Annotated in this window: 23 protein-coding genes; 12 read left to right on the top strand and 11 right to left on the bottom strand. The window is 67.7% G+C overall.

What is annotated here, in order from left to right:
* The first annotated feature begins 90 nt into the window (after nucleotides 1-90).
* A complete protein-coding gene (locus tag J8I35_RS09030) occupies nucleotides 91-909 on the top strand; it encodes an IclR family transcriptional regulator (protein ID WP_209925040.1) in 819 nt (272 codons plus the stop codon).
* Between the two features lie 144 nt (nucleotides 910-1,053).
* Nucleotides 1,054-1,692 carry a 2-hydroxychromene-2-carboxylate isomerase gene (locus J8I35_RS09025; RefSeq protein ID WP_089489866.1) on the top strand — a complete coding sequence of 213 codons (639 nt, stop codon included), beginning with the start codon at nucleotides 1,054-1,056 and terminating at the stop codon, nucleotides 1,690-1,692.
* A gap of 30 nt (nucleotides 1,693-1,722) precedes the next feature.
* Here the strand turns inward: J8I35_RS09025 and J8I35_RS09020 are convergent, their stop codons facing one another.
* Complete coding sequence (locus tag J8I35_RS09020) at nucleotides 1,723-2,706, bottom strand: LysR family transcriptional regulator (protein WP_209925039.1); 984 nt, start codon at nucleotides 2,704-2,706, stop codon at nucleotides 1,723-1,725.
* A 101-nt stretch (nucleotides 2,707-2,807) separates the two neighbouring features.
* Here J8I35_RS09020 and J8I35_RS09015 point away from each other — a divergent pair, with 101 nt between their 5' ends.
* Together J8I35_RS09015 and J8I35_RS09010 are read left to right on the top strand one after the other, a co-directional pair.
* The gene (locus tag J8I35_RS09015) at nucleotides 2,808-4,040 is read left to right on the top strand and encodes an MFS transporter (RefSeq protein WP_209925038.1); all 1,233 of its coding nucleotides are present in this window, start codon (nucleotides 2,808-2,810) and stop codon (nucleotides 4,038-4,040) included.
* Nucleotides 4,041-4,468: 428 nt separating this feature from the next.
* Nucleotides 4,469-5,161, top strand: coding sequence for a phosphatase PAP2 family protein (locus J8I35_RS09010; protein ID WP_209925037.1), 693 nt, complete (start codon nucleotides 4,469-4,471; stop codon nucleotides 5,159-5,161).
* Nucleotides 5,162-5,263: 102 nt separating this feature from the next.
* Here the strand turns inward: J8I35_RS09010 and J8I35_RS09005 are convergent, their stop codons facing one another.
* Nucleotides 5,264-5,923 carry a glutathione S-transferase family protein gene (locus J8I35_RS09005; RefSeq protein WP_209925036.1) on the bottom strand — a complete coding sequence of 220 codons (660 nt, stop codon included), beginning with the start codon at nucleotides 5,921-5,923 and terminating at the stop codon, nucleotides 5,264-5,266.
* Between the two features lie 125 nt (nucleotides 5,924-6,048).
* Nucleotides 6,049-7,119, bottom strand: a complete 1,071-nt coding sequence (locus tag J8I35_RS09000) for an MBL fold metallo-hydrolase (RefSeq protein ID WP_209925035.1) — start codon at nucleotides 7,117-7,119, stop codon at nucleotides 6,049-6,051.
* A 497-nt stretch (nucleotides 7,120-7,616) separates the two neighbouring features.
* Between J8I35_RS09000 and J8I35_RS08995 the strand changes: the two genes are divergently transcribed.
* The 4 genes from J8I35_RS08995 to J8I35_RS08980 all read left to right on the top strand — a co-directional run bounded on the left by J8I35_RS08995 (nucleotide 7,617) and on the right by J8I35_RS08980 (nucleotide 10,601).
* Complete coding sequence (locus tag J8I35_RS08995; RefSeq protein ID WP_124638911.1) at nucleotides 7,617-8,354, top strand: HipA family kinase; 738 nt, start codon at nucleotides 7,617-7,619, stop codon at nucleotides 8,352-8,354.
* Nucleotides 8,351-9,220, top strand: coding sequence for a DUF3037 domain-containing protein (locus J8I35_RS08990; RefSeq protein ID WP_124638912.1), 870 nt, complete (start codon nucleotides 8,351-8,353; stop codon nucleotides 9,218-9,220). Before J8I35_RS08995 ends, J8I35_RS08990 begins: the two co-directional genes overlap by 4 nt.
* A gap of 103 nt (nucleotides 9,221-9,323) precedes the next feature.
* The gene (locus tag J8I35_RS08985) at nucleotides 9,324-10,229 is read left to right on the top strand and encodes an HTH-type transcriptional regulator ArgP (RefSeq protein ID WP_050012187.1); all 906 of its coding nucleotides are present in this window, start codon (nucleotides 9,324-9,326) and stop codon (nucleotides 10,227-10,229) included.
* Nucleotides 10,230-10,388: 159 nt separating this feature from the next.
* On the top strand, nucleotides 10,389-10,601 hold the full coding sequence (locus tag J8I35_RS08980) for a DUF1059 domain-containing protein (protein WP_034205979.1): 213 nt from the start codon (nucleotides 10,389-10,391) through the stop codon (nucleotides 10,599-10,601).
* 111 nt (nucleotides 10,602-10,712) lie between these two features.
* Here the strand turns inward: J8I35_RS08980 and ltaE are convergent, their stop codons facing one another.
* Nucleotides 10,713-11,726: a low-specificity L-threonine aldolase gene (gene ltaE / locus J8I35_RS08975; protein WP_124679817.1), complete on the bottom strand. Its 1,014-nt coding sequence runs from the start codon at nucleotides 11,724-11,726 to the stop codon at nucleotides 10,713-10,715.
* Between the two features lie 386 nt (nucleotides 11,727-12,112).
* Between ltaE and J8I35_RS08970 the strand changes: the two genes are divergently transcribed.
* Genes J8I35_RS08970 through J8I35_RS08960 form a run of 3 tightly spaced genes read left to right on the top strand, consistent with a single transcriptional unit; the run spans nucleotide 12,113 to nucleotide 14,713 of the window.
* The gene (locus tag J8I35_RS08970; RefSeq protein WP_069231751.1) at nucleotides 12,113-13,525 is read left to right on the top strand and encodes a cytochrome ubiquinol oxidase subunit I; all 1,413 of its coding nucleotides are present in this window, start codon (nucleotides 12,113-12,115) and stop codon (nucleotides 13,523-13,525) included.
* A 29-nt stretch (nucleotides 13,526-13,554) separates the two neighbouring features.
* Nucleotides 13,555-14,562 carry a cytochrome d ubiquinol oxidase subunit II gene (cydB, locus tag J8I35_RS08965; protein ID WP_209925034.1) on the top strand — a complete coding sequence of 336 codons (1,008 nt, stop codon included), beginning with the start codon at nucleotides 13,555-13,557 and terminating at the stop codon, nucleotides 14,560-14,562.
* Nucleotides 14,534-14,713, top strand: a complete 180-nt coding sequence (locus J8I35_RS08960; protein WP_209925033.1) for a hypothetical protein — start codon at nucleotides 14,534-14,536, stop codon at nucleotides 14,711-14,713. The genes cydB and J8I35_RS08960 overlap by 29 nt, the downstream gene beginning before the upstream one ends.
* A gap of 211 nt (nucleotides 14,714-14,924) precedes the next feature.
* Here J8I35_RS08960 and J8I35_RS08955 read toward each other — a convergent pair whose 3' ends face one another.
* The 6 genes from J8I35_RS08955 to J8I35_RS08930 all read right to left on the bottom strand — a co-directional run bounded on the left by J8I35_RS08955 (nucleotide 14,925) and on the right by J8I35_RS08930 (nucleotide 19,631).
* On the bottom strand, nucleotides 14,925-15,119 hold the full coding sequence (locus J8I35_RS08955) for a YqaE/Pmp3 family membrane protein (RefSeq protein WP_034206306.1): 195 nt from the start codon (nucleotides 15,117-15,119) through the stop codon (nucleotides 14,925-14,927).
* A 121-nt stretch (nucleotides 15,120-15,240) separates the two neighbouring features.
* Nucleotides 15,241-15,696: a TIGR00725 family protein gene (locus J8I35_RS08950; RefSeq protein WP_245170181.1), complete on the bottom strand. Its 456-nt coding sequence runs from the start codon at nucleotides 15,694-15,696 to the stop codon at nucleotides 15,241-15,243.
* Nucleotides 15,697-15,772: 76 nt separating this feature from the next.
* Entirely contained in the window at nucleotides 15,773-16,603 is an 831-nt protein-coding gene (locus J8I35_RS08945) for an ABC transporter permease subunit (protein ID WP_050012193.1), read from the bottom strand.
* Nucleotides 16,604-16,613: 10 nt separating this feature from the next.
* Entirely contained in the window at nucleotides 16,614-17,702 is a 1,089-nt protein-coding gene (locus J8I35_RS08940) for an extracellular solute-binding protein (RefSeq protein WP_124653950.1), read from the bottom strand.
* A 26-nt stretch (nucleotides 17,703-17,728) separates the two neighbouring features.
* Nucleotides 17,729-18,772, bottom strand: a complete 1,044-nt coding sequence (locus tag J8I35_RS08935) for an ABC transporter ATP-binding protein (protein WP_209925031.1) — start codon at nucleotides 18,770-18,772, stop codon at nucleotides 17,729-17,731.
* Between the two features lie 7 nt (nucleotides 18,773-18,779).
* Nucleotides 18,780-19,631 (bottom strand): ABC transporter permease subunit, encoded by an 852-nt coding sequence (locus J8I35_RS08930; protein WP_209925030.1) that lies wholly within the window; start codon nucleotides 19,629-19,631, stop codon nucleotides 18,780-18,782.
* A gap of 161 nt (nucleotides 19,632-19,792) precedes the next feature.
* Here J8I35_RS08930 and J8I35_RS08925 point away from each other — a divergent pair, with 161 nt between their 5' ends.
* Nucleotides 19,793-20,689, top strand: coding sequence for a LysR substrate-binding domain-containing protein (locus J8I35_RS08925; protein ID WP_050012197.1), 897 nt, complete (start codon nucleotides 19,793-19,795; stop codon nucleotides 20,687-20,689).
* Between the two features lie 77 nt (nucleotides 20,690-20,766).
* Here J8I35_RS08925 and J8I35_RS08920 read toward each other — a convergent pair whose 3' ends face one another.
* On the bottom strand, nucleotides 20,767-22,425 hold the full coding sequence (locus J8I35_RS08920; protein WP_209925029.1) for an alkaline phosphatase family protein: 1,659 nt from the start codon (nucleotides 22,423-22,425) through the stop codon (nucleotides 20,767-20,769).
* Nucleotides 22,426-22,569 lie beyond the last annotated feature (144 nt).

The following is a 22,569-nucleotide window of genomic DNA, read 5'->3' as shown; positions in this document are numbered from 1 at the left end:
GTATACCCGTGGAATCGCGTTTTTCTGGAACTTGAGTTCTGTCAGATAGAACGATATAGTCCGCCGACCATCATTCGAAGGAATCAGGCCGTGCCCAGGAATCCAGCAGATCACGCCGGCGACGCAGCCGATCCGGCGACGGAAGAGGCGTCCAGCGGCGTCGCGGTGCTCGACCGCGCGTTCGCGATCCTCCGTGCGTTCGGCCAGACCGACGACCGGCTGTCGCTCGCCGAGTTGTCGCGCCGCACCGGGCTGTACAAGAGCACGATCCTGCGCCTGCTCGCGGCGCTCGAACATGGCGGCTTCATGCGCAAGCTCGACGACGGCCAGTACGCGATCGGGCACGAGCCGCAGCGGCTCGCCGCGCTGTACCAGCGTTCGTTCCGGGTCGGCCCGGTGATCGAGCCGCTGCTCGAGACGCTGAGCCGCGAACTCGGGGAAACGGCATCGTTCTATGTGCGCCAGGGCGACGTGCGCTCCGTGCTGTATCGCGTCGAGCCCGCACGGGCGGTACGCGTGTCGATCCGCGTCGGCGAGGAGTTTCCGGTCGGCCAGGGCGCATCCGGGAAGGTGCTGCTGGCCTTCACCGACACGCAGGACGCCCGCTGGAACGACGTGCGCGAACAGCTGTGGGCCGCGTCGTACGGCGAGCGCGACCCGGAAACGGCGTCGGCTTCCGTGCCCGTGTTCGGCGCGGCCGGCGAATGCGTCGGTGCGCTGACGGTATCAGGCCCGAAGTCGCGGCTCGCCGCCGCGCCGGCGATGACGGCGGCGCTCGCGATGCTGCTGCCGCTCGCGCAAAAGGCGACCGTCGCACTCGGCGGCGCGGGCGCGCGCTACGACGCGCCGGCCGTGCGCGACAGTCTCGCGCGGCTCGCATCGTCGGCGGACGACGACGCCCGGTCGTAGGGAGCCGGTTGCGCGCGGCACGCGATACGGCAGCGCGAAAGACGGCCGCATGCGACACTGGCCGCCGATGCGCGCAGCGCGCCGTTCTCAGGCGACGCACCATGCGTGCAACCGACCACCGGACCCGCCCGAGGAGACCCCGCGATGAACGCCGCGCGCACCGCCAGCTGGTATTTCGATTTCGTTTCGCCGTTCGCCTATCTGCAGCAGGAACAGTTCGACCGGTTGCCGCCCGCCGCCGCGTTCGAGCCTCGGCCGATCGTGCTCGGCGCGCTGCTCGCGCACTGGGGCCAGAAAGCGCCGGCGGAAATCGCGGCCAAGCGCGTGTTCACCTATCGGCATGCGCAATACCGGGCGGATAAGCTGGGCATTGCGTTCCGGATGCCGCCCGCGCACCCGTTCAACCCGATCAAGCCGCTGCGTCTCGCGATCGCGATGGGCAGCTCGCGCGACGCGATCCGGCGGATCTTCCGGCATATCTGGCGCGACGGCCAGGACGTGTCGACGCCCGCAGGCTTCGCCGCGCTGTGCGAAGCGGTCGGCTTTCCGGAAGGCGTGACGGCCGTCGAGGCTCAGCCGGTCAAGGACGCGCTGCGCGCGAACACGGATCGCGCGATCGCCGAGAACGTGTTCGGCGTGCCGACCTTCGCGCTCGACGGCGACCTGTTCTGGGGCGAGGACGCGACCGACATGTTCGTCGACTGCGCGACGTCGCGCGCGTGGCTCGATTCGCCCGAAGTGCGCCGCATCAGCGCGCTGCCCGAAGGGATCCGGCGCGGCTGACGGCGAGCCGCCGCCACCGCGCCGCCCGCTTCAGCCGTCGCGCCCTTCGACGAGCGCCGGCACCGCCTCCCGCATCATCGCGGCGAACCGCACGAGCCGCGACGGATAGAACTGCGCATGCGGATAAGTCAGGTAGACGGGCAGCGCCGCGGCCTGCCATTCGGGCGCGAGGTGCACGAGATCGCCGCGCGCGAGATCGTCGGCCAGCATCCACGACGATCCGACGCACGCGCCGACGCCCAGCAGCGCCGCGCTGCGCAACGCATACAGGTTCGCGGTCGTGATGCGCGGGCGGATCGGAATGCGTCGCGTGTCTCCGGTGGTCGCATGCGTCAGCGCGAGTTCGGTGCGGTAGTACGTGCGCAACGCGAGCCACGGCAGCGCGGCGAGCGCGTCCGGATCGGCCGGCACGTCGGCGCCGCCCAGCACGGACGGCGCGGCGACCACGAAGCGCGGCACCTTCGTCAGCCGGATCGCGACCACGCCCGGATCGGTCGGTTCGCCGACCTGGATCGCGCAATCGATGCCGCTGCCGACGAAATCGCGCACCTCGTCCTGCAGCAGCCACTCGACCGACACGCGCGGGTAGTCGCGCAGGAACTGCGCGAGCGGCGCAACGAAACGCTGCTGGCCGAACGCGTGCGGCACCGCGACGCGCAGCAGCCCGTCCGGCTCCTCCTGCGCGCCGCGCAAATCGGCCTCGAACGCCGCCCAGCTCGCCAGCAGCTCCTTCGCCTGCTTGAAGCACCGCTCGCCGTCGACGGTCAGCCGCATCGTATGGGTCGTGCGTTGCAGCAGCCGCATGCCGAGCGAATTTTCCAGCGCCTGCAGCCGCCGGCTGATGGTCGGCTGCGTCGTGTGCAACTGCACGGCGGCCGCCGACAGGCTGCCGGCCTCGACTATGCGCACGAAGGTTTCCATCAGCTCGAAACGATAGCCGGCGCCGTCCACCGGCACCGCCTGAATGCGCCGAGACCCGCCAGCAGCGGGAGAGGGAGAAGATTTTTCGGTCATTCGTCGAGCGTATAACAAATCTGCGCCGGGTGGCACTACCGTCGCCGGCCGCGTACCGCCACACTCGCGTCCATCCCATTCTTCCACCACGGATGTACGCGATGTCCACCCCGACCCGTCTCGATGCCGCGCCCGGCGCGGCGCACGCTGCGGCCCGCCCGGCCGCTCATTCGATGCCCGATCGGCGGCTCGTGCTGCTGCTCGCGGCCGCCGCCGGCCTCGGCGTCGCCCCGCTCTACTACGCGCAGCCGATGCTCGGCGCGCTCGCGCCCGATCTCGGCGCGTCGGCGCGGGCGATCGGCTTCGTGCCGACGCTCACGCAGCTCGGCTATGCGCTCGGCATCCTGCTGCTCGCGCCGCTCGGCGACCGCTTCGACCGGCGCCGCGTGATCGTGATCAAGGCCGCGGCGCTGGTCACCGCGTTGCTGCTGGCCGCCGTCGCGCCGTCGCTCGGGCTGCTGCTCGCGGCGAGCTTCGCGATCGGCCTCGCCGCGACGATGGCGCAGGACGTCGTGCCGGCCGCCGCGACGCTCGCGCACGACATGCATCGCGGCCGCATCGTCGGCACGGTGATGACCGGGTTGCTGCTCGGCATCCTGCTGTCGCGCGTCGTGGCCGGATTCGTCGCCGAGACGGCCGGCTGGCGCGCGATGTTCGCGCTCGCCGCCGCCAGCGTCGCCGCGATCGGCGCCGTGGCCGCACGCGGGTTGCCGCGCTTCGAGCCGACCACGCGGCTGCCGTATCGCGCGCTGATCGGCTCGCTCGGCGCGCTGTGGCGCGAGCATTCGGCACTGCGCCGCGCCGCCCTCGCGCAGGGGCTGCTGGCCGTCGGGTTCAGCGCGTTCTGGTCGACCCTCGCGGTGATGCTGCACGGCGCGCCGTTCCACCTCGGTAGCGCGGCCGCCGGCGCCTTCGGCCTCGCGGGCGCCGCCGGCGCGCTGGCCGCGCCGATCGCCGGGCGCCTGGCCGACCATCACGGCCCCGAGCGCGTGACGCGGATCGGGATCGGCATCGCAACGGTGTCGTTCGCGTCGATGGCCGCCGCGCCGCTGATGTCGCCGCATGCGCAGCTCGTGCTGCTCGCGGTCGCGACGATCGGCTTCGATCTCGGCGTGCAGGCCACGCTGATCGCGCACCAGTCGATCGTCTACCGGATCGATCCCGCGTCGCGCAGCCGCCTCAATGCGGTGCTGTTCGTCGGCATGTTCATCGGGATGGCGGCCGGCGCCGCGATCGGCAGTTCGTTGCTCGCGCAACTGGGCTGGAACGCGGTGACCGCGCTGGCCGTCGTGACGTCGCTGGCCGCGCTCGCCGTGCGGGTGTGGCGCAACTGAAGTCGGGCATCGCGTAACATCGGCGGGCAGGCCCACGGGGCTTGCCCGCTTTTTTTTATTTTTTGATCGGCGCGCGCATGACGCTGCGCCGCCCGGCAGATTCGCGCGGCTGTAACGCCGCAATCGTTCATCCGGCGCAAGGTCCGCGCCGACTGACCGAATTGTCCAGTTCACCCAAATATTTTTCCGGCGTCCGTGCACGCGCGCACGCAGACGTCGGACGATTCGTCCCTGCCGCACCACCCGGCGCGCTCCCATCCGGCCCCTCCACCGAACCCCGTTTTATCAGGGGAATCCCGGTATTTTTTCGCATTTTCTTCGAAATAACGGGTGACATACTTGCCCCCCGTTGCGCTCCGTGCGAGCGCGCTTTCCGATCCAGCCGGCCGCCTGTCATGCGCTGCGCGTTCGCCCGGGTCGCACAGGACATGAACAATTTCGACACGACGATCCAGGTCTTCCTCACTCACATGACGTTCGGTCCGTTGATGAATCACGCGATCCGCGTGATCGCGGGCCTCTACACGTTCAAGGGCTTCGTGCTCGTTCCGGCGCTGTGCTGGCTGTGGTTCCAGCCGGGCCCGAACCGCGAGCGGCAACGCGAGCTGGTCGTCGCCACTATCGCGAGCGGGCTCATCGCGCTCGCCGTCGGCCGCGTGCTCGCGCAAGTGCTGCCGTTCCGCATGCGGCCGATCTACAACCCCGACCTGCACCTGCACTTCCCGTCGGCCGGGTTGCGTGCGGCGACGCTGCAGACCTGGAGTTCGTTTCCGAGCGATCACGCGATGCTGTGGATGGCGATCGCAACCGGCATCTTCATCATCGCGCGCCGCGTCGGCATCGTCGCGCTGCTGTATTCGGTCGTGTTCATTTGCCTGCCGCGCGCGTATCTCGGCTTTCACTATCCGACCGATCTGATCGCGGGCGCCGCGATCGGCATCGCGATCGCGTGGCTGCTGACGCGCGACGCGATCCGCGCGCGCTTCGCCCCGCAGGTGCTGGAGATGATCCGGCGCTTCCCCGCGCCGGCCTATACGCTCGCGTTCCTGCTGTGCTTCGAGTTGATCACGCAGTTCGACGAACTGCTGACGCTCGCGCAGTCGGCCACGCGCACGATGTGACGGGCAGACGCGCGATGCTGCCGCTGCTGCTGTCGTTCCGTCGCCCCGGCGCGCGCTGCCGGCCATGCGCGGCCGCGGCGCGCCGTGCGACGGCCGCGCCCGTCAGTCGCGATCGGGCGCGCCGAGCGGAAAGAACGAACGATACGGCCGCGCCTCCTCGACCGCGCGCGCAAACGACGGCCGCGCGAGCAGACGCTTGCGGTACGCGATCACGTTCGCGAACGCCGGATCGATCCGGTGCGTCCAGTCCGCGTAGAACAGGAACGGCGCCGCGCCGCAATCGGCGAGGCTGAAACGGTCGCCGGCCGCCCATTCGCGATCGGCCATCGTCTTGTCGAGCCACGCATACGACGTGTCGAGCATCGCGCGCGCGTCGGCCACCCCGCGCGCATCGCGCTCGGCTTCCGGCCGCAGCGCATCGAACACGACCTTCTGCTGCGGCGTCGCCACGTAGTTGTCGAAGAAGCGGTCCATCGTCCGCACCTCGAGCGCGGCGTGCGGATCGTCGGGCAGCAGGCGCATGGGGCCCGGATGGTTCAGGCCGAGATACTCGATGATGATCGACGCCTCGATCACCGTGCGGCCCGCATCGACGAGCACCGGGAAGCGCTTCAACGGCCACAGCCTGGTCAGTTCCTGCATCGGCTTCGGATCGTCGTGCGCGAGCACGCGATACTCGAACGGCGTGCCGTTCTCGTACAGCGCGGTCAGCACTTTCTGGCAGTAGGACGAAAACGGATGGGCGTAAAGCGTCGGCATCATCGTGGAGGCTCCTGGGGTTTCGGCGCCGCGTCAGGCGGCGCCGCATGATCGGATACCTTGACGACGCTCGGCGCCCGGCCGTTTCGACATCGGCCCGATATTTTTTCGACGGACCGCCTGGGCCGCTACGAGCGACCGTCCATCACGACGCGCCCTTCGGCGCGCCAGCGCAGCATCCCGCCGCCGAGATTCGCGACCGCGTCGATGCCGGCCTTCTTCAGGATCACCGTCGCCTGCGCGGAACGGCCGCCGGCCCGGCACACGGTCACGACCGGACGGTCGCGCGCGACTTCGCCGGTGCGCGCGGCCAGTTCGCCGAGCGGGATCGGCGTCGCGCCCGGCAGATGGCCGAGCGGGCCCGCGAACTCGTCCGGTTCGCGCACGTCGACGACCTGCACGGCCGGCAGATGATCCTCGAGCCATTGCGGATCGATTTCCCAGAAGCCGGCGAACGTGTAGACGAGCGGCGCCCAGTCGGCGGCCGCCTGCGCATCGGGCGCGTTCGCGGCGACGCCGCACTGCAGGTTCGCCGGCACCGCGACGTCGATCTGGCGCGGATGCGCGAGCCCGAGGTTGCGCATGTAGCCGGCGAAATCGTCTTCGCTGAGATCGCCGCCGAGGCGCGGGTTGAAGCGCCGCTCCTCGCCGACGCTCGTCACCGTGAGCCCGCGATAGTCGTGCGCGGGATACAACAGGCACGTGGCCGGCAGCGTGAAGAGCCGGCCGTGCACCGCGCGATACAGCGCGCGCGGGTCGCCCTGCTGGAAGTCGGTGCGGCCGGTGCCGCGGATCAGCAGGCAATCGCCGGTGAACGCCATCGATTCGTCGTCGAGCACGAGGCTGACGCAGCCGCTCGTGTGGCCGGGCGTCGCGCGCACCGTCAGGTAGCGCGCGCCGAACGCGCAGCGCTCGCCGTCGTTCAGGTAGCGGTCGGCGCCTTGCGCGCCGCTCGCGGCCGAGATCGCGATCGCGCTGCCCGTGCGCTGCTTCAGCAGCCACGCGCCCGTCACGTGATCGGCATGCACGTGCGTGTCGACGGTCGCGACGAGCCGCAGCCCGAGTTCGTCGAGCAGCGCAGCGTCGCGGCGCACCTGCTCGAACACGGGATCGATCAGCAGCGCTTCGCGCGAAGCGCTGTCGGCGAGCAGATACGTGTACGTCGACGATTGCGGGTCGAAAAGTTGCCGGAAGATCATGGCTCGGTGCTCCGTTGTCGGTTGACCCCGGCTGCCAGGAAAAGGGCACGCCATGGCCGTATCGCCCGTACCGCGCGTCTTTAAAGCGTAGATCAAAACGTGTACCGCGGATGATGAGCGAATAGCGAATTCAAACCGTACTTGCACGACGATTCTGTAGATATATCGATGACGAGTACACGCAATCTGTGACGGACAGCTCTCACTCTAGCCCGGGGACATACACCACGAGCCCTAGCTATAATCGCGTGGTTGCGCTTTAGCCGCGCCAGAACTGTCGGTGCAAAGAGACACATACTGAGAGAGACCATAATATGAAAAGAATCGCTGCAATCCTGCTCTGCATCGCTTTGGCAGCCCCTACGATCAGCCTTGCACGGGGTGGGCACTATGCCGGTGGTCACGGGTCATCCCATAAGGGAGGCAAGTACAAGAACGCTCGCACCGGAGACCATTACGAGCGCCGCCGCTGAGCCCGCCCATACTGGTCCGAAACAATGATTAACGATCACGTGATCCAAGTGATGGAGGTCCTCGGAAGAACGCCTCAAGGGATCACCGAACCATTCCTGTGTCGAGGCGACGATGGTGCGCTTTATTACGCAAAGGGCCGGGCTGCTGGCCGCAAGAGCTTGGTATCCGAATGGCTCGGAAGCTCACTCGCACGTGAATTTGGCCTCCCGATCGCGCCCTTCGCTGTCGGCGAGGTGGACGACGCGATCGTCCAGTTTGGAGCTCCTGAGCTAGCCGACCTGGGCGCCGGCTACGTGTTCCTCTCCCGACGGGCCGAAAGCGTAATGGAATTTACTTGGCTGAACATACAAGAAGTCCCGTTAGTTGTGCGGAGCGACGTCCTCATCTTCGACTACTGGGTGAGGAATCAGGACCGCATACTCACAGATCTCGGAGGCAATCCCAACCTGCTTTGGGACCCGACACGCAAGGAACTTGTCGTCATTGACTTCAATCAGGCGTTTGATACGGACTTCGATTGCGACACCTTCTTTTCGTCACATGCGTTCGCCGAATCGTGGGATCATGTCTTTGAGGACTTGATCGAGCGCCAACACTATGAAGATCGGCTTCATGCCGCCCTCGGCAAACTGGAGGGCATTTGCGATAGAATGCCCGATTCTTGGTGGTGGCTTGACGACGATCTTCCCCTCAATTTCAGCCAAGATGACGCACGTTCAATCCTGACGGAGTACCTGCCTGACTTCTGGAGTCGCCGATGAAACATGCTTGCAGATACACCATCGTGCGCTTCATGCCGTACCCAGAGACTGGCGAGTTCGCAAACATCGGCATCGTTCTGATGAGTCCGACGGCCAAGTACGTCGGATACAAGCTGATTGAGCGCGTATCTCGGATCACCGCATTCTTTGAAGAGCTCGATGCAAACATTTTTCGTAAGGCACGAAAGGTGTACGCGACCGAGTTGGTCCGCATTGCACAATCGATCGAGCGAGCATTTGCGGAAGCAAGCATGGGACCGAGTGCGGACTTCGCAAACTTCGCGTTCCGGGAACTCGTAAAACCGCGAGAAGGGTTGGTGATTGCTCAAGGTGACCGGGTAGTGATGACAGATGGGCCTCCCAGCGAAAAGCTCGAAGAACTTTTCGATCACTATGTCGGTAGATCGTTTGCGACGAAAGCGTATCAAGAGCGATTCGTTGAGAAGAGGATTCACCAAATCCTCCGAGCGGCAGATCTGACGGGCCTCTACCGGGAACGCACCTTAGGCAAGGACGATACCTACAAGGCACGCCTGCCCTTCGTTCGCGTCAACGCTGCCGGCGATGCCGTAAGAGCTATTAAGCCAATTTTCTTGGCCCATGACGATCCAACGCGGCTGTACGACCATGGTTGGGATTGGATTGGAAAAATCAGGAAACTGCGGCGCGATCAGACTCTAGTGGGTGATGTTCTCTTTGCCGCCGAAGCCCCGAAAGAAAGCTTCGGCCCACGGGCAGCGGCCTACGCAGAAATCAGCGAGCAACTGAAACTCAGCAATATTGCCTTGGCCCGTGAAACAGAACGCAGTCGTATTCTCGCGTTTGCGGGAGACACTCCCGACCTTGAGACCAGCGATTCTGACTAACCACTGTCAACTAGCCCCGCCCAGTGCGGGGCTTCTCATATGTCGAGACGTGGCTGGCGACGCCAAGCCGGGATCTCATGTCCGACCTTCTCTTGTCTAATACATGTCGATGACGATCGATCCGAAGCAGGCCGCCGCGCTGCTGGCCGTCGCCGACACCGGCAGCTTCGAGCAGGCGGCCGTGCGCCTGCACGTGACCGCGTCCGCCGTCACGCAGCGAGTCCGCGCGCTGGAAGCGAGCCTCGGCACGCCGCTCGTGCTGCGCACGCGGCCATGCCGCCCGACGGTGGCCGGGCAGCGCGTGCTGCAGCACCTGCGCCGCGTCGCGCTGCTGCAGGCCGACCTGCAAAGCACGCTCGCGGCCGACCGCGAATCGCCGATCTCCGTGACGATCGCACTCAACTCCGACAGCCTCGGCACATGGTTCCTGCCGGCGCTGACGTCGGTGCTCGCGGGCGAGCGGATCCTGTTCGAACTGATCGTCGAGGATCAGGATCACACGTTCGCGCTGCTCGAAAGCGGGATGGCGGTCGGCTGCGTGACGACCGAGCCGAAGCCGATGCGCGGCTGCATCGCGACGCCGCTCGGCACGATGCGCTACCGGCTGCTCGCGGCCGCCGCGTTCGCGGTGCGCTGGTTTCCGCGCGGGCTGAACCGCACGAGCGCGCGCCACGCGCCCGTCGTCGCGTATTCGCGGCGCGACACGCTCCAATCGTCATTCCTGAAGGAGAAGTTCGGCTTGCCCGAAGGCGCGTACCCGTGCCACTACGTGCCGGGCACGCATTCGCACTTCGCGGCGGTGCGGCACGGGCTCGGCTACGCGATGGTGCCGGAGCCGCTGATCGGCGCCGCGCCGCTCGATGCGCAGGGGCTCGTCGATCTCGCGCCCGCGCATCCGACCGACGTCACGCTGTACTGGCACGCGTGGACCGTGCAGTCGCCGACGATGGCGTCGCTGTCCGCGCGGGTGGTCGAAGCGGCGCGCAGGCTGCTCGCGCCGTTGCCGTAATGCGCCGGCGGGCGCGCGGGTGAGCGACGCTGCCGGCGCGGTACGCACGGCGACGAGAAAGTCGGCCGCGCCGCCTATACTTTTCCCATCGGCCTCGCGAACGCGCCGCGCGGCCGCTCATCCAGGTCCGGCCGTTCCCTTTCATGTGAGGAGAACATCATGTCCCGCCGCTATATCGATTGCCGCGAGTTTCCCAGCGCGACGCATTGCTCGGTCGCAATCTCCGCCGACTCCGACAACGAACTGCTGGAGGCCGCCGTTCAGCATGCGGTCTCGGTGCACCAGCACACCGACAGCGCCGAACTGCGCACGCAACTGAAGTCGCTGTTTCACGACGGCACGCCGCCCGCCGACATGCCGCGGCAGGCGTAATCCGCCGGCACGGCAAGGATCGACCGACCGCGTGCCGCGTCACCCGTTCGTGTGTTGCGTGATGCCACGCCGCGCCGGCCCGTCGCCGGCCGGCGCATTCCGCGTAACGCGTTATGCGCGACGCTGCGCGAAATACGCGCCGACCGCGCCGATAAAGGTGTCGATATCCGCGCGCGACACGTCGCAATGCGTGACGAAGCGCGACGCATACAGCATCTGCGTGAGGATCCCGCGTTCCTTCAGCCACGCCTCGAGCGGCGCGCAATCGGCTTCGGGGAATTGCGCGAACACCATGTTCGTCGCATGCGACAGCACCTTCACCGAATCGATGCGGGCGAGGCCGGCCGCGAGATGCGCGGCATTCGCGTGATCGTCCGCGAGCCGCTCGACGTTGTGATCGAGCGCATACAGGCACGCCGCCGCGAGAATGCCCGACTGCCGCATCCCGCCGCCCAGCACCTTGCGCCAGCGCTGCGCGCGCTCGACCAGCGCACGGCTGCCGACCAGCACCGAGCCGACCGGCGCACCGAGCCCTTTCGAGAAGCAGATCGACACGGTGTCGAACGGCGCACACAGCTCGGCGATCGGGCGCCCCGACGCGACGGCCGCGTTGCACACGCGCGCGCCGTCGAGGTGCGTGGAGAGCCCGCGGCCGCGCGCGAACGCGACGGCTTCCTGCACATAGCCTTCCGGCAACACCTGGCCGCCGATCGTGTTTTCGAGCGCGAGCAGGCGCGTGCGGGCAAAGTGATTGTCGAGCGGCTTGATCGCCGCGGCGATCTTCGCGAGCGGCAGCGTGCCGTCCGGCGCGTTCTCGATCGGTTGCGGCTGAATGCTGCCGAGCACGGCCGCGCCGCCGCCTTCGTACTTGTAGGTGTGCGCGAGCTGGCCGACGATGTACTCGTCGCCGCGCTCGCAATGCGACATCAGCGCGGCGAGGTTGCTCTGCGTGCCGCTCGGGAAGAACAGGCCGGCTTCCTTGCCGGCCCGCTCGGCCGTCACCGCCTGCAGGCGCAGGACGGTCGGGTCGTCACCCCAGACGTCGTCGCCGGTTTCGGCGGCGGTCATGGCGGCCAGCATCGCCTGGCTCGGACGTGTCACGGTATCGCTGCGTAAATCGATCATCGCTGTGCCCTGAGTAAACGCGAGCCGGAACCGATGCGCCCGGCCCTGCCGAAACGAGACTGAGAGTGTACGCAATTCGCGCGGCGCCTGCCGGCCGTCGCCGCGCACCGCGATGCCGCACGCGCGACGTCGTTCCGATGACGCGACGCGCCATATTGCCGCACGTGCGGCAGGCCGCCACGCCGCGGCCGCATGCGCCGCGAACGGCCTTCTTGATACGAATCAACGATTTATCGCGAAACAACGCACGACGGGCTGGACATCTGCGACGAGTTGGCGCATTTCGCGGTGCAACATCGCAGCCCATACTCCAGCCAACCCCGACGCCCGTCCGCCGGGGGCCGCCGGCACCCGCCGGCGGGTATCGTCAGCCTCGGTCATCTGGTATGGACACCGCACTTTCGGCCCTCGATCTGGCCCGCCTGCAATTCGCGTTCACCGTCTCCTTTCACATCGTCTTCCCTGCGCTGAGCATCGGCCTCGCCAGCTTCATCGCCGTGCTCGAATATCGCTGGCTGAAGACCGGCAAGCAGTATTACAAAACCCTCTGCCTGTTCTGGTCGAAGATCTTCGCGGTCGCGTTCGGGATGGGCGTCGTGTCCGGCGTCGTGATGAGCTATCAGTTCGGCACCAACTGGTCGGGCTTCTCGAGCTTCGCCGGCGCCGTCACCGGCCCGCTGCTGATGTACGAGGTCATGACCGCGTTCTTCCTCGAAGCCGGCTTCCTCGGCATCATGCTGTTCGGCTGGAACCGCGTGAGCCCGCGCGCGCACTTCGGCGCGACGCTGATGGTCGCGATCGGCACGCTGATCTCGACGTTCTGGATCCTCGCGTCGAACAGCTGGATGCAGACGCCGCAGGGCTTCGAGATCGTCGACGGCCGCGTCGTGCCGACCGACTGGTTCGCGATCATCTTCAACCCGTCGTTCCCGTACCGCCTGTTCCACATGGCGATCGCCGCGTTCATCGTCGCCGCGCTGGTGGTGGCCGCGACGGGCGCGTGGCACCTGCTGAAGGGCCGCCGCGACAAGGGCGTGAAGAAGATGTTCTCGATGGCGCTGTGGCTGCTGCTGGTGCTCGCGCCGCTGCAGGCCGTGATCGGCGACCAGCACGGCATCAACACGCTGAAGCACCAGCCCGCGAAGATCGCCGCGATCGAAGGGCTGTGGGAAACCGAAAAGGGCGGCACCGCGCTGAACCTGTTCGGCATTCCGGACATGCAGGCGGAAACGACCCGCTACGCGGTGAAGGTGCCGCACCTCGGCAGCCTGATCCTCACGCACAGCTGGGACGGCGAGATCCGCGGGCTGAAGGACTTCCCGCCGGAAGACCGGCCGAATTCGACGGTCGTGTTCTGGAGCTTCCGGATCATGGTCGGCCTCGGCTTCGCGATGATCGGCCTCGCCGCGCTCGCCTGGCTGTTGCGCCGCCGCGGCCGCCTGTATGAATCGAAGTGGTTCCAGCGCTTCGCGCTCGTGATGGGCCCGACCGGTTTCGTGTCGCTGCTCGCGGGCTGGGTGACGACCGAAGCCGGCCGCCAGCCGTGGGTCGTGTATGGCGTGATGCGCACCGCGCAGGCCGTGTCGCCGCTGTCGGTGCAGCAGGTCAGCCTGTCGATGATGACGTTCGTGATCGTGTACTTCCTCGTGTTCGGCACCGGCGTGTACTACATGCTGAAGCTGATGAAGGCCGGCCCCGCACTGCCCGACGTCAAGCACGACGACAAACCCGATACGCGCCCCGATCACACCGCGCGCCGCCCGATGTCGGCCGTCGACGAGCTGATCGAGACCGTCTGAGTCCACTCCATTCGCAAACGAGAAAACCTATGGACGTCACCGTAATCTGGGCCGCGATCATCGCATTGGGGCTTTTCATGTACGTCGTGCTCGACGGCTTCGACCTCGGCATCGGCATCGTCTTCCCGTTCTTCCCGGACGAGCAGGAACGCGACCTGATGATGAACACGGTCGCGCCCGTATGGGACGGCAACGAGACGTGGCTCGTGCTCGGCGGCGCCGGGCTGTTCGCGGTGTTCCCGATCGTCTATTCGACCGTGCTGTCGGCGCTGTACCTGCCGCTGATCTTCATGCTGGTGTGCCTGATCTTTCGCGGCGTGTCGTTCGAGATCCGCGCGAAGGCGCGGCGCACGAAGCAGCTGTGGGATCTCGCGTTCATCGGCGGCTCGGCCGGCGCGACGCTGTTCCAGGGGATCGCGCTCGGCGCGTTCCTGCAGGGCATCGACGTGAAGGACGGCGTGTACGCCGGCGGCGCGTTCGACTGGCTCACGCCGTTCAGCCTGCTGACAGGCCTCGGCCTGATCGCGACCTACGCGCTGCTCGGCTGCTGCTGGCTCGTCGCGAAGACCGAAGGCGACCTGCAGCGCCGCCTGCATCGCGTCGTGTGGCCGCTGACCGTCGTGCTGCTCGGCTTCATCGCGGTGATCAGCCTGTGGACGCCGCTGCAGGATCCGGCCATCGCGCAGCGCTGGTTCGATTCGGGGTTGTTCTGGCGCCTGCTGCCGGTGCCGTTCCTGGTGGCCGCGTGCGCGGCGTGGATGCGGCGCGCGGTGCGCGACCGGCACGACATGACGCCGTTCGTGCTCGCGCTGGCGCTGGTGCTGCTCGGCTACGTCGGCCTGCTCGTCACGCTGTTCCCGTATGCGATTCCGCAGACGATGACGATCTGGGAAGCGGCGGCGCCGCGTTCGAGCCAGACCTTCACGCTGGTCGGCGCAGCGGTTATCCTCCCGATCATCATCGCCTACACGACGATGGGCTATTGGGTATTCCGAGGCAAGGTGCGCCATGAAGACCAGCATTACTACCACCACTGATTCCACCGCCGGCCAGCCCGGCGCGCCGCGGCGGCGGATGCGCGGCTGGATGTGGTTCGTCGTTCTGTGGGCGGGCGGCGTGATCGGCGCCGTCACGCTGGGCTATGCGTTCAAGATCTTCATGAACCTGACGTTGTTTGCGGTGAAGTAGGCAAAGCGGCCGCCCGGTCGAACGATGGACCGGGCGGCCGTTTTGTCGTGGATGGCTGCGGCTTCAGCCGGATGCATCAAGCCGAACAACGCATGAATCCGCCATTTGGGCAGAAATCCATACAAATCACATCGCCGATGTGAACGAAATATATAGATTTCTACCGAAATACGAACCACGCGGCTGAATCACCCCACCGCGCACTGCGCGTCTACCCCCGCCCGCGCAACGCCGCTTCGATCTTGCGATCGGTCTTGTACTGGCTCAGCGCATACACCGACCAGATCGCGGCCGGCAGCCAGCCGATGATCGTGAGTTGCAGGAGCAGGCAGATGATCCCGGCGATCGGGCGGCCGATCGTGAAGAACTGGAACCACGGGAGCAGCAGAGCAAGCAAAAGGCGCATGAGCGATCCTCTCGGTACGTCGTTGAACGGGTGATACCCGGCCAATATGGCGGGTTGCGCGCCCCGTTTCAAGCCCGCGCACGATGCTCGCCGGGCAAAGCCCCGTGCCGACGCCCCCGCGCTACGCGGAATCGGCCAGCCACTGCGCGACACGCGTGACGAGCCGGTCCGCGTCGTCGAAGCACTCGACGCCCGCGACCTGCGGCGCACCGCAAATCGTGAACACCGGCTTGCCCCACTGCAACCCGAGCGCGATTTCGGACAGCGTGCCGAGCCCGCCGCCGACCGCGATCAGGCACACCGACGCACGTGCAACCAGCGCATTGCGCGTGATGCCGAGCCCGGTCGGCAGCGCGACGCTCAGGTACGGATTCGCCAGCGCGGCGTCGTCTTCCGGCAACAGCCCGATCGCGCAGCCGCCTGCCGCGTGCGCACCGCGCGCGGCGGCCTCCATCACGCCCTGCTTGCCGCCGCCGACGAGCGCGATACCTGTGGCCGCCACCGCGTGCGCGATCCGTTCCGCGACGCGCATCTGTTCATCCGTCGCGTCGCGCGGGCCGATCACGCCGACCGGCATCCGGTGCCGGTGCGTGCCGCGTTGCCGTTGCGCGAGTCGCGCGAGCGCGTCGCGCGCCGGTTCGGACCACACGCTTTCAATGACGCCGTTGCCGAACAAGGCCTTCCCCCAGTGCAAGAACGCAGGTACAGATGGCCGTCAGCACGATCGACAGCACGGCCGCCTGCGAGAAATCGGTTTGCCCGTCCGACAGCTTCAAATACATCAGCAGCGGCAGGATGTTGATCTGCGTGCCGGCCAGCGCGAGCGCCGTGCCGTACGTGCCGAGCGCGATCGCAGTCACGAGGCACCACGCGGACGCGACCGACGGCCACAGCTCGCGCCACGCGACGTCGAGCCATGCGCGCCACGGCCGCGCGCCGAGCGTCAGCGCCGCCTCGAGCGGCCGCCGGTCGAGATTCGCGAGCGTCGGGTAGATCATCAGCGCGACGCGCGGGATCAGGTAGTACGCATAGGCGACCGCGAGCCCCGGCATCGTGTAGATCGCGCCGCCGACCACGGTCGGATCGGCGCCCAGCGCGGCCAGCAGCGTGGTCACGAAGCCCGCGCGGCCGAATGCGAGGATGAACCCGTACGCGATCACCAGCCCGGAAAACGCCAGCGGCACGCCGAGCAGCGCGAGCGACCAGTGGCGACGGGCCGGCGACTGTCCGGCGAGCGCGAACGCGACCGGCACGCCGACGGCGACCGACAGCGTGCCGGCGCCCACCGCCAGGGCCAGCGAGCGCGCGATCGCATCGGCGACGAGCGGATCGCGCCACACCGCCGCGAACGCGCGGCCGCCGCCCGCGCATGCCGCATCGACGAGCGCGGCCAGCGGCAGCACGAAGCACACCGCGAGCAACGCGGCCGCGGGCAGCGCGCCGAAACGGCGCAGCACGCCGCGCTCGGGTAAGGAAGCCTGCATCCCGCGCCCCTTACTGGCCGAGCGTGGCCTGCGACCAGAACTGGTCGACCTCGGCCTTGCGCGCCGCCGCCTTCGCGACATCGAGCGGGCGCACCTGCGGCGCGTTCGGCAGCTTCGCCGCGACGTCCGCCGCGACCGGCGTGCCCGGCACCGCCGGACGCACATAGCCTTGCGCGAACAGCGCCTGGCCGACGTCGCTCATCACGAGGTTGAGCCAGAGCTGCGCGGCGGACGGATTCGGGCCGTTCTTCACGAGACTCATCGCATACGGCGCCGACACGCTGCCGTCCTGAGGAATCACGACGTCGGCCGCGTCGCCCATGCCGTCCGCGTACTTCGCCTTGAGGCCGTCGTTCTCGTAGCCGATCAGGATCGGAATCTCGCCCTTCACGAACTTCGCGTACGGCGTCGTGCCCTCGACGCGCAGCACGTTGCCGGCCTGCTTCAGCTTGCCGAAGAAGTCGGCGCCCGGCTTCGGGTTCTCGACGCTGCCGCCGTTCGCATACGCGGCCGCGAACACCGCGACCTGGCCCTGCCCGGTCGAGCGCGGGTCGAGATAGACCACCGCGTTGCGGTACTCGGGCTTCAGCAGGTCGGACCAGCGCTGCGGTACGTTCTTGACGAGCTTCCGGTTGACGAGGAACGCGATGTTCAGCGAATGCACGGCGAACCAGCGGGCGTCAGGCGCGCGAAACACCCCCGGCAGCTTGTCGAAGTTGACCGGCCGGAACGGCGCGACGACGTCCTTGCCGGCGGCATCGAGCGCCGACGCCGCGAAGTAGTACGCGGTATCGGCCTGCGGACGGCGGCGCGACTTGTCGAGCGCGACGACGGTCGCGGCCGAGCCGATGTCGTTGTACGTGATCTCGACCTTCGGGTAGCGCTTGCGGAATTCTGCGAACAGCGCCTTCCAGTTCGCCCATTCGGGGCCCGTGTCGAACGACACGACGAGCCCTTCGTCGGCCGCCTTCGCGTACAGCGCGTCTTCGCCCGGATACAGCGGCGCGGCGTGCGCCGCCGCGCAGGAAAGCGCCGCGAGCGCGCACAGCGCCAGCACGCGGGCGCGCATGGCCTTCACAAAAAGGGAGCCTGCAAGCATCGTGAATCTCCGTTGAACGAAAGAGGTCATTGCGCGGCCGGCGACGCCGGCAGCACGAGCAGATGGCAAGGGTCGATCGCGATGCTGCGCGCGGCGGGCTCGCGCCCTTCGCACAGCAGCACGTCGGCCGAGCCGTCCGGAATGAAGTCGTAGCGCTGCGTCGCGCCGAAATAGCGCACGTCCCCGCGACGGCCGTCGATGCGGTTCGCGCTGTGCCCCGGCGGATCGGCCTGTACGTGTTCGGGGCGCACCAGCACCTCGATTTCCGCACCCGGCCGGTGCTCGCCCGTTTCCGCGCGCAGCGTCGCGAAACGCACGTCGACGGTGCCCTGCGCGACCACACGGCCGCGCAGCAGCGTCGAATGCCCGACGAAGCGCGCGACCTGCGCGGTCGCCGGGCGCTCGTACAGGTCGCGCGGCGTGCCGGCCTGCAGCACGCGGCCGCCGTCGACGATCGCGACGCGGTCGGCCATGCTCAACGCTTCGTCCTGGTCGTGCGTGACGAACAACGTCGTCGCGCCGCAGGCGCGCTGCAGTGCACGGATCTCGTCGCGCAACTGATGACGGATGCCGGCATCGAGCGCCGCCAGCGGCTCGTCGAGCAGCAGCAGCTTCGGTTCGATCACGAGCGCCCGCGCGAGCGCGACGCGTTGCTGCTGTCCGCCGGACAGCATCGCGATGCCGCGCGTCGCATGCGCGGACAACCCGACCCGCTCGAGCATGTCCAGCGCGCGCCGGCGCCGCACGTCGGCCGCGACGCCGCGCATCCGCAGCCCGTACGCGACGTTGTCGACGACCGACAGGTTCGGAAACAGCGCGTAGTGCTGGAACACCATCCCCACTTCGCGCCGCCACACGGGCACGCCGGCCACGTCGTCGCCGCCGATCGCGATGCGGCCGCGCCAGCCGTCGAGCAGCCCGGCCGCGAGCCGCAGCAGCGTGGATTTGCCGGACCCGCTGCGCCCCATCACCGCGAGCAGTTCGCCCTGCGCGGCCGACAGCGTGATGTCGTCGACGCCATGACGGGCGCCCGGATACTGAAAGCTGACGTGTTCGAATTCGAGGCTCATGGATGACTCACTTCAGACGTTGCACGGTACCGACGGAGACCAGCGTCGCGAGCACGGCAAGCACGAGCAGCACGACGGTGGCCGCGCACGCCATCCCCGTCGCGCCGTAGAACGCCTGCAGCAGCACGATCGGATAGTTCCGGTAGCGGAAGCCGGCGATCAGGTTCGAAATCTGGAATTCGCCGATCGACAGCGCGGCCACCATCACGAGGCCGGAGAACAGGCTGTGCCGCAGGTTCGGCACCACGATCGTGACGAACTGGTGCAGCGGCGTCGCACCGAGCGTCGCCGCGCAGGCCTCGAGCCGCGCGAGGCCGAGGTGGCGCAGGTCGCCGAGCAGCGTCTGCAGCAGATACGGCAGCGTCAGCACCGCGTGGGCGGCGATCATCAGCGGCAACGTGCCGAGCCACGGCAACGTGTCGCCGCTGAAGATCGCGATGTAGCCGAAGCCGAGCGTCAGCGCCGGCACGGCGACCGGCATCAGCATCACGACGCGCGTCGCGAACCCGCCGCCGGCCTGCGCACGATGATGGAGCGCATACGCGAGCGGCAGGCCGATCACCGCGTTGAGCGCGCAGCACGCGAGCGCCACCATGAAGCTCACGCCGAACGCGCGCGTGAAGCTCCGGTTCGCGGCCAGGTCGGCGAACCAGTGCCCGGTGACGCCGGTGGGCAGCAACGTGTTCGTCCACGATTCGCCCACCGCGCCGATCAGCAGCAGTGCGATCGGCAACAGCAGGTAGAGGCCGAACACCGCGAGCAGCGCCTGCAGCAGCAGGCGCCCGACGCGCGGCCGGGCCGGTTTGTTACGACGAATCGGAATACCGTCGGCGATGGCCGGGGCAGTTGACTCAGACATGAAGACACTCGCTGACGATCGGGAAAAACCTCGCGCAACGCCCGCCGGCCGGGCCCGCATGCGTTGTCGAAGCCGGCGCAGTGTGCGGTTTCGACATGGCATCGTCATGAAAAAAACGTAAAAAGCCCGCATCGATCTGTGCAAGGACGGAACAGCTCGCGATGAAGCATCTGTATCCGAACGTGGCTGAGCTGCATGCCTTCGCCACGTCCGCGAAGTACCTGAATTTCTCGTACGCGGCGCGCGAACTGGGCCTGACGCCAAGCGCGGTCAGCCGGCAGATCGCGAACCTCGAGGCGCTGTTCGGCGTGAAGCTGTTCGTGCGCGAGGGGCGCGGCCTCGCGCTTACCCGTGCCGGTCAGGTCTATCACGCGCGCGTCGTCGGGCCGCTGCGCGAAATCGGCAACGCGTCGATCGAACTGCTGAGTGCCCGCGAGAACAGCGACCTGCTGACGATCGCCAGCGTGCCGACGTTTACGACGAAGTGGCTGTTGCCGCGCCTCACGCGCTTTCTCGCCGCCGCGCCGGGCGTCACGTTGAGTTTTCGCCGTCATCTCGCGCCCGGCGACGTGTTTCCGTTCGGGCTCGACGCGGCGATCCGCTACGGCGACGGTGGATGGGAGGGCGTGCGAAGCGACTATCTCGGCGGGCGGACCTTCGTGCCCGTCTGCTCGCGCGAATTCGCCGACCGGCATGCGCTGCGTGTGCCCGCCGACGCGGCGGCGGCGCCGCGCCTCGTGCACGAGCAGGCGGAGATCGCGTGGTCCACATGGGCGGAACGTCATCGCGCGGCGCAAATGAACGCGCTGGCGGGGCCGCGCTTCGAGCAGTATTCGGTGTTGATTCAGGCCGCACAGGCCGGACTCGGGATCGCGCTCGTGCCGCGCTTCCTGATTCTCGACAATCTCGCGGCGGGCACGCTGGTCGAGCCGTTCGACGCGCCGGTCGACGTGGCCGCGCAGGGACACTACCTGTGCTACGCGCCGGAGCGCCTCGACACGAGCGATGCGTTGCGGCGCTTCAGGGAATGGATGCTGGACGAGGCCGGGCGCGCGTAAGGCGACGCGCACCGTCGCATGGCTGCGCGCGCCCCTAGCCCGACGGACACCGCCCCCGGCGGCATCCGGCTGCAACGTCAACGCCCGATACCGAGCCCCGGCAGCACGCGCGTGTTCTCGGCCACGACCGCCTGCAGCAGGCGCGGATCGGCGCCGAGCAGCGCGAGGATCGTCGGCGCGACCTGCTTCGTGCCGACGAGATCGTTCACCGTGCGCGCACGACGAATGCCCGGATACGACACGAGCAGGCCGAGGTGGCTGTCGTCCGGCGCGTTGCCGCCGTGCTCCTCGTCCTTCTTCGTGCTCGACGTGTAGATCACGCCCGGATTCGGCTGGACGACGATGTCCGGCGCGCGGCCGTTGGCCGGATCGCCGAAGCGGTCGGCCAGCGCCGCGCCGTACAGCACGTACGCCTGCGGGCCGTCCGCGCAGATCCCCGGCGCGTTGCAGCCGAGATTCGCCTTCAGCGCCTGCACGACGGCCGTGCGCTGGCCGCGGTCGCGCAGCCAGATCAGCCCGACGTCGTCGGTCTGCACGAAGCCCGTGCCGACCAGGCCCGATCCGTCGTTCAGGTTGCCCGTCGTCGTGTTGTTCTGGCCGAAGTTGCCGTTCGGGTCGATGAAGTCGTTCGCTTCGAGCAGCTTCGTCAGCGTGTCGCCGTTCTTCACGAGCTTCGTATGATCGCTCGGCGACTGGCCGTGCTTCGACGTGACGATCACGGCCGTCGACGTATACAGGTTCGCCTGCTTCAGCGCCGCGACGACGTGGCCGATCGCGTCGTCGACATACGTGATCGCATTCGCGACCTGCCCGTTCGGCGTGAAGTCGGCGTCGAGATAGCCGCCGCCCTTTGCGACCGGCGCCTTCTGCGCGACGCTCAGCGTCTGGAAGTTCGCGCCGAACAGCGTCGGCACCGGCGCGGTCTTCGTGCCGGTCGAATCGCGGCCGCCGATCTGGTGGATCAGCGCCTGCACGTGCAGGTTGTCGAAGCGCGCGGTGTGCGAATACACGTCGGTGTAGGCGGTGTTCGTCGCCGGGTCGATCGAATTGATCTCGGTGCGCATCAGGTCGTCGACGCCGGTGCCCGACGGGCCGTTCAGCCAGTCGTAGCCCCACGCGTGCTTGTCGGCCCACGCGGTGCGCGCATTCGGCACGCCGGCCTTCACGGCCTCGAACACCGTGTTGGTCTTCACGTAGTTGTGCGGATAGACCGGCACGCACTGGCCGTTGACCTTCGCATGCGGGATTGCCTGCGGATTGAACGCGCCGCCGCCGTCGAGGTGCACGAGCGCACCGCCGTTCTGCGCGTCGATGCCGGTCGTCTCGTCGAACACGACGTTCCAGCCCTGCTTGCCCGAGCACGTCGTATCGCTCGGCGCGTACAGGTTGCGGTCGTACGACACGTCGTAGAACAAGCCGGCCGTCTTCGGCGAGCCGCCCGTCACCAGCGCGGCGAGGCCCGGGAATGAATCCGACAGCCCCGGCGTGTACGCATTCGCGTAGGTCACGCCGCTCTTCGCGAGCACCGCGATGTTCGGGCACGTATTCGCGCCGATGCAGCGCGCGAGATCCTGTTCGTGCAGCCCGTCGATGCTGAGCAGCAGCACGTGCTTCACGACGCGGCTCGCGCGGCCGTTGCCGTCCGGTTGCGCCGCATGCACGCCCGCGCCGACGAGCGCCAGCGCAGCCGCCACCATCACCGCCGTTTTCCGTTGCTTGATGAACCTGGAAATCATCACCCCACCTCACCGATTGATGTTGAACTACGTGACTTGCCATCAGGCGCGCAAAATATCGCCGGATCGTGCGGCGGTCGGATGAAGCGGGGCTTTCTGTTCTCTGTCAAACGTAACCAATCGCAAATGACACGAAGCGGTCGC

It is taken from the genome of Burkholderia sp. CpTa8-5 (assembly GCF_017815045.1).
In the GTDB taxonomy this organism is placed as follows: Bacteria; Pseudomonadota; Gammaproteobacteria; order Burkholderiales; family Burkholderiaceae; genus Burkholderia; species Burkholderia sola.
Note: the sequence above shows the minus strand (reverse complement) of the source record. Positions and strands in the feature narration are given on the sequence as shown.

Bases quoted from the DNA above. Each gene is read 5' to 3' on its own strand.
- J8I35_RS09025 (WP_089489866.1), top strand. From the start codon at position 1,054: ATGAACGCCGCGCGCACCGCCAGCTGGTATTTCGATTTCGTTTCGCCG.
- J8I35_RS09020 (WP_209925039.1), bottom strand. From the start codon at position 2,706: ATGACCGAAAAATCTTCTCCCTCTCCCGCTGCTGGCGGGTCTCGGCGC.
- J8I35_RS09015 (WP_209925038.1), top strand. From the start codon at position 2,808: ATGTCCACCCCGACCCGTCTCGATGCCGCGCCCGGCGCGGCGCACGCT.
- J8I35_RS09010 (WP_209925037.1), top strand. From the start codon at position 4,469: ATGAACAATTTCGACACGACGATCCAGGTCTTCCTCACTCACATGACG.
- J8I35_RS09005 (WP_209925036.1), bottom strand. From the start codon at position 5,923: ATGATGCCGACGCTTTACGCCCATCCGTTTTCGTCCTACTGCCAGAAA.
- J8I35_RS09000 (WP_209925035.1), bottom strand. From the start codon at position 7,119: ATGATCTTCCGGCAACTTTTCGACCCGCAATCGTCGACGTACACGTAT.
- J8I35_RS08995 (WP_124638911.1), top strand. From the start codon at position 7,617: ATGATTAACGATCACGTGATCCAAGTGATGGAGGTCCTCGGAAGAACG.
- J8I35_RS08990 (WP_124638912.1), top strand. From the start codon at position 8,351: ATGAAACATGCTTGCAGATACACCATCGTGCGCTTCATGCCGTACCCA.
- J8I35_RS08985 (WP_050012187.1), top strand. From the start codon at position 9,324: ATGTCGATGACGATCGATCCGAAGCAGGCCGCCGCGCTGCTGGCCGTC.
- J8I35_RS08980 (WP_034205979.1), top strand. From the start codon at position 10,389: ATGTCCCGCCGCTATATCGATTGCCGCGAGTTTCCCAGCGCGACGCAT.
- ltaE (WP_124679817.1), bottom strand. From the start codon at position 11,726: ATGATCGATTTACGCAGCGATACCGTGACACGTCCGAGCCAGGCGATG.
- J8I35_RS08970 (WP_069231751.1), top strand. From the start codon at position 12,113: ATGGACACCGCACTTTCGGCCCTCGATCTGGCCCGCCTGCAATTCGCG.
- cydB (WP_209925034.1), top strand. From the start codon at position 13,555: ATGGACGTCACCGTAATCTGGGCCGCGATCATCGCATTGGGGCTTTTC.
- J8I35_RS08960 (WP_209925033.1), top strand. From the start codon at position 14,534: ATGAAGACCAGCATTACTACCACCACTGATTCCACCGCCGGCCAGCCC.
- J8I35_RS08955 (WP_034206306.1), bottom strand. From the start codon at position 15,119: ATGCGCCTTTTGCTTGCTCTGCTGCTCCCGTGGTTCCAGTTCTTCACG.
- J8I35_RS08950 (WP_245170181.1), bottom strand. From the start codon at position 15,696: ATGCCGGTCGGCGTGATCGGCCCGCGCGACGCGACGGATGAACAGATG.
- J8I35_RS08945 (WP_050012193.1), bottom strand. From the start codon at position 16,603: ATGCAGGCTTCCTTACCCGAGCGCGGCGTGCTGCGCCGTTTCGGCGCG.
- J8I35_RS08940 (WP_124653950.1), bottom strand. From the start codon at position 17,702: ATGCTTGCAGGCTCCCTTTTTGTGAAGGCCATGCGCGCCCGCGTGCTG.
- J8I35_RS08935 (WP_209925031.1), bottom strand. From the start codon at position 18,772: ATGAGCCTCGAATTCGAACACGTCAGCTTTCAGTATCCGGGCGCCCGT.
- J8I35_RS08930 (WP_209925030.1), bottom strand. From the start codon at position 19,631: ATGTCTGAGTCAACTGCCCCGGCCATCGCCGACGGTATTCCGATTCGT.
- J8I35_RS08925 (WP_050012197.1), top strand. From the start codon at position 19,793: ATGAAGCATCTGTATCCGAACGTGGCTGAGCTGCATGCCTTCGCCACG.
- J8I35_RS08920 (WP_209925029.1), bottom strand. From the start codon at position 22,425: ATGATTTCCAGGTTCATCAAGCAACGGAAAACGGCGGTGATGGTGGCG.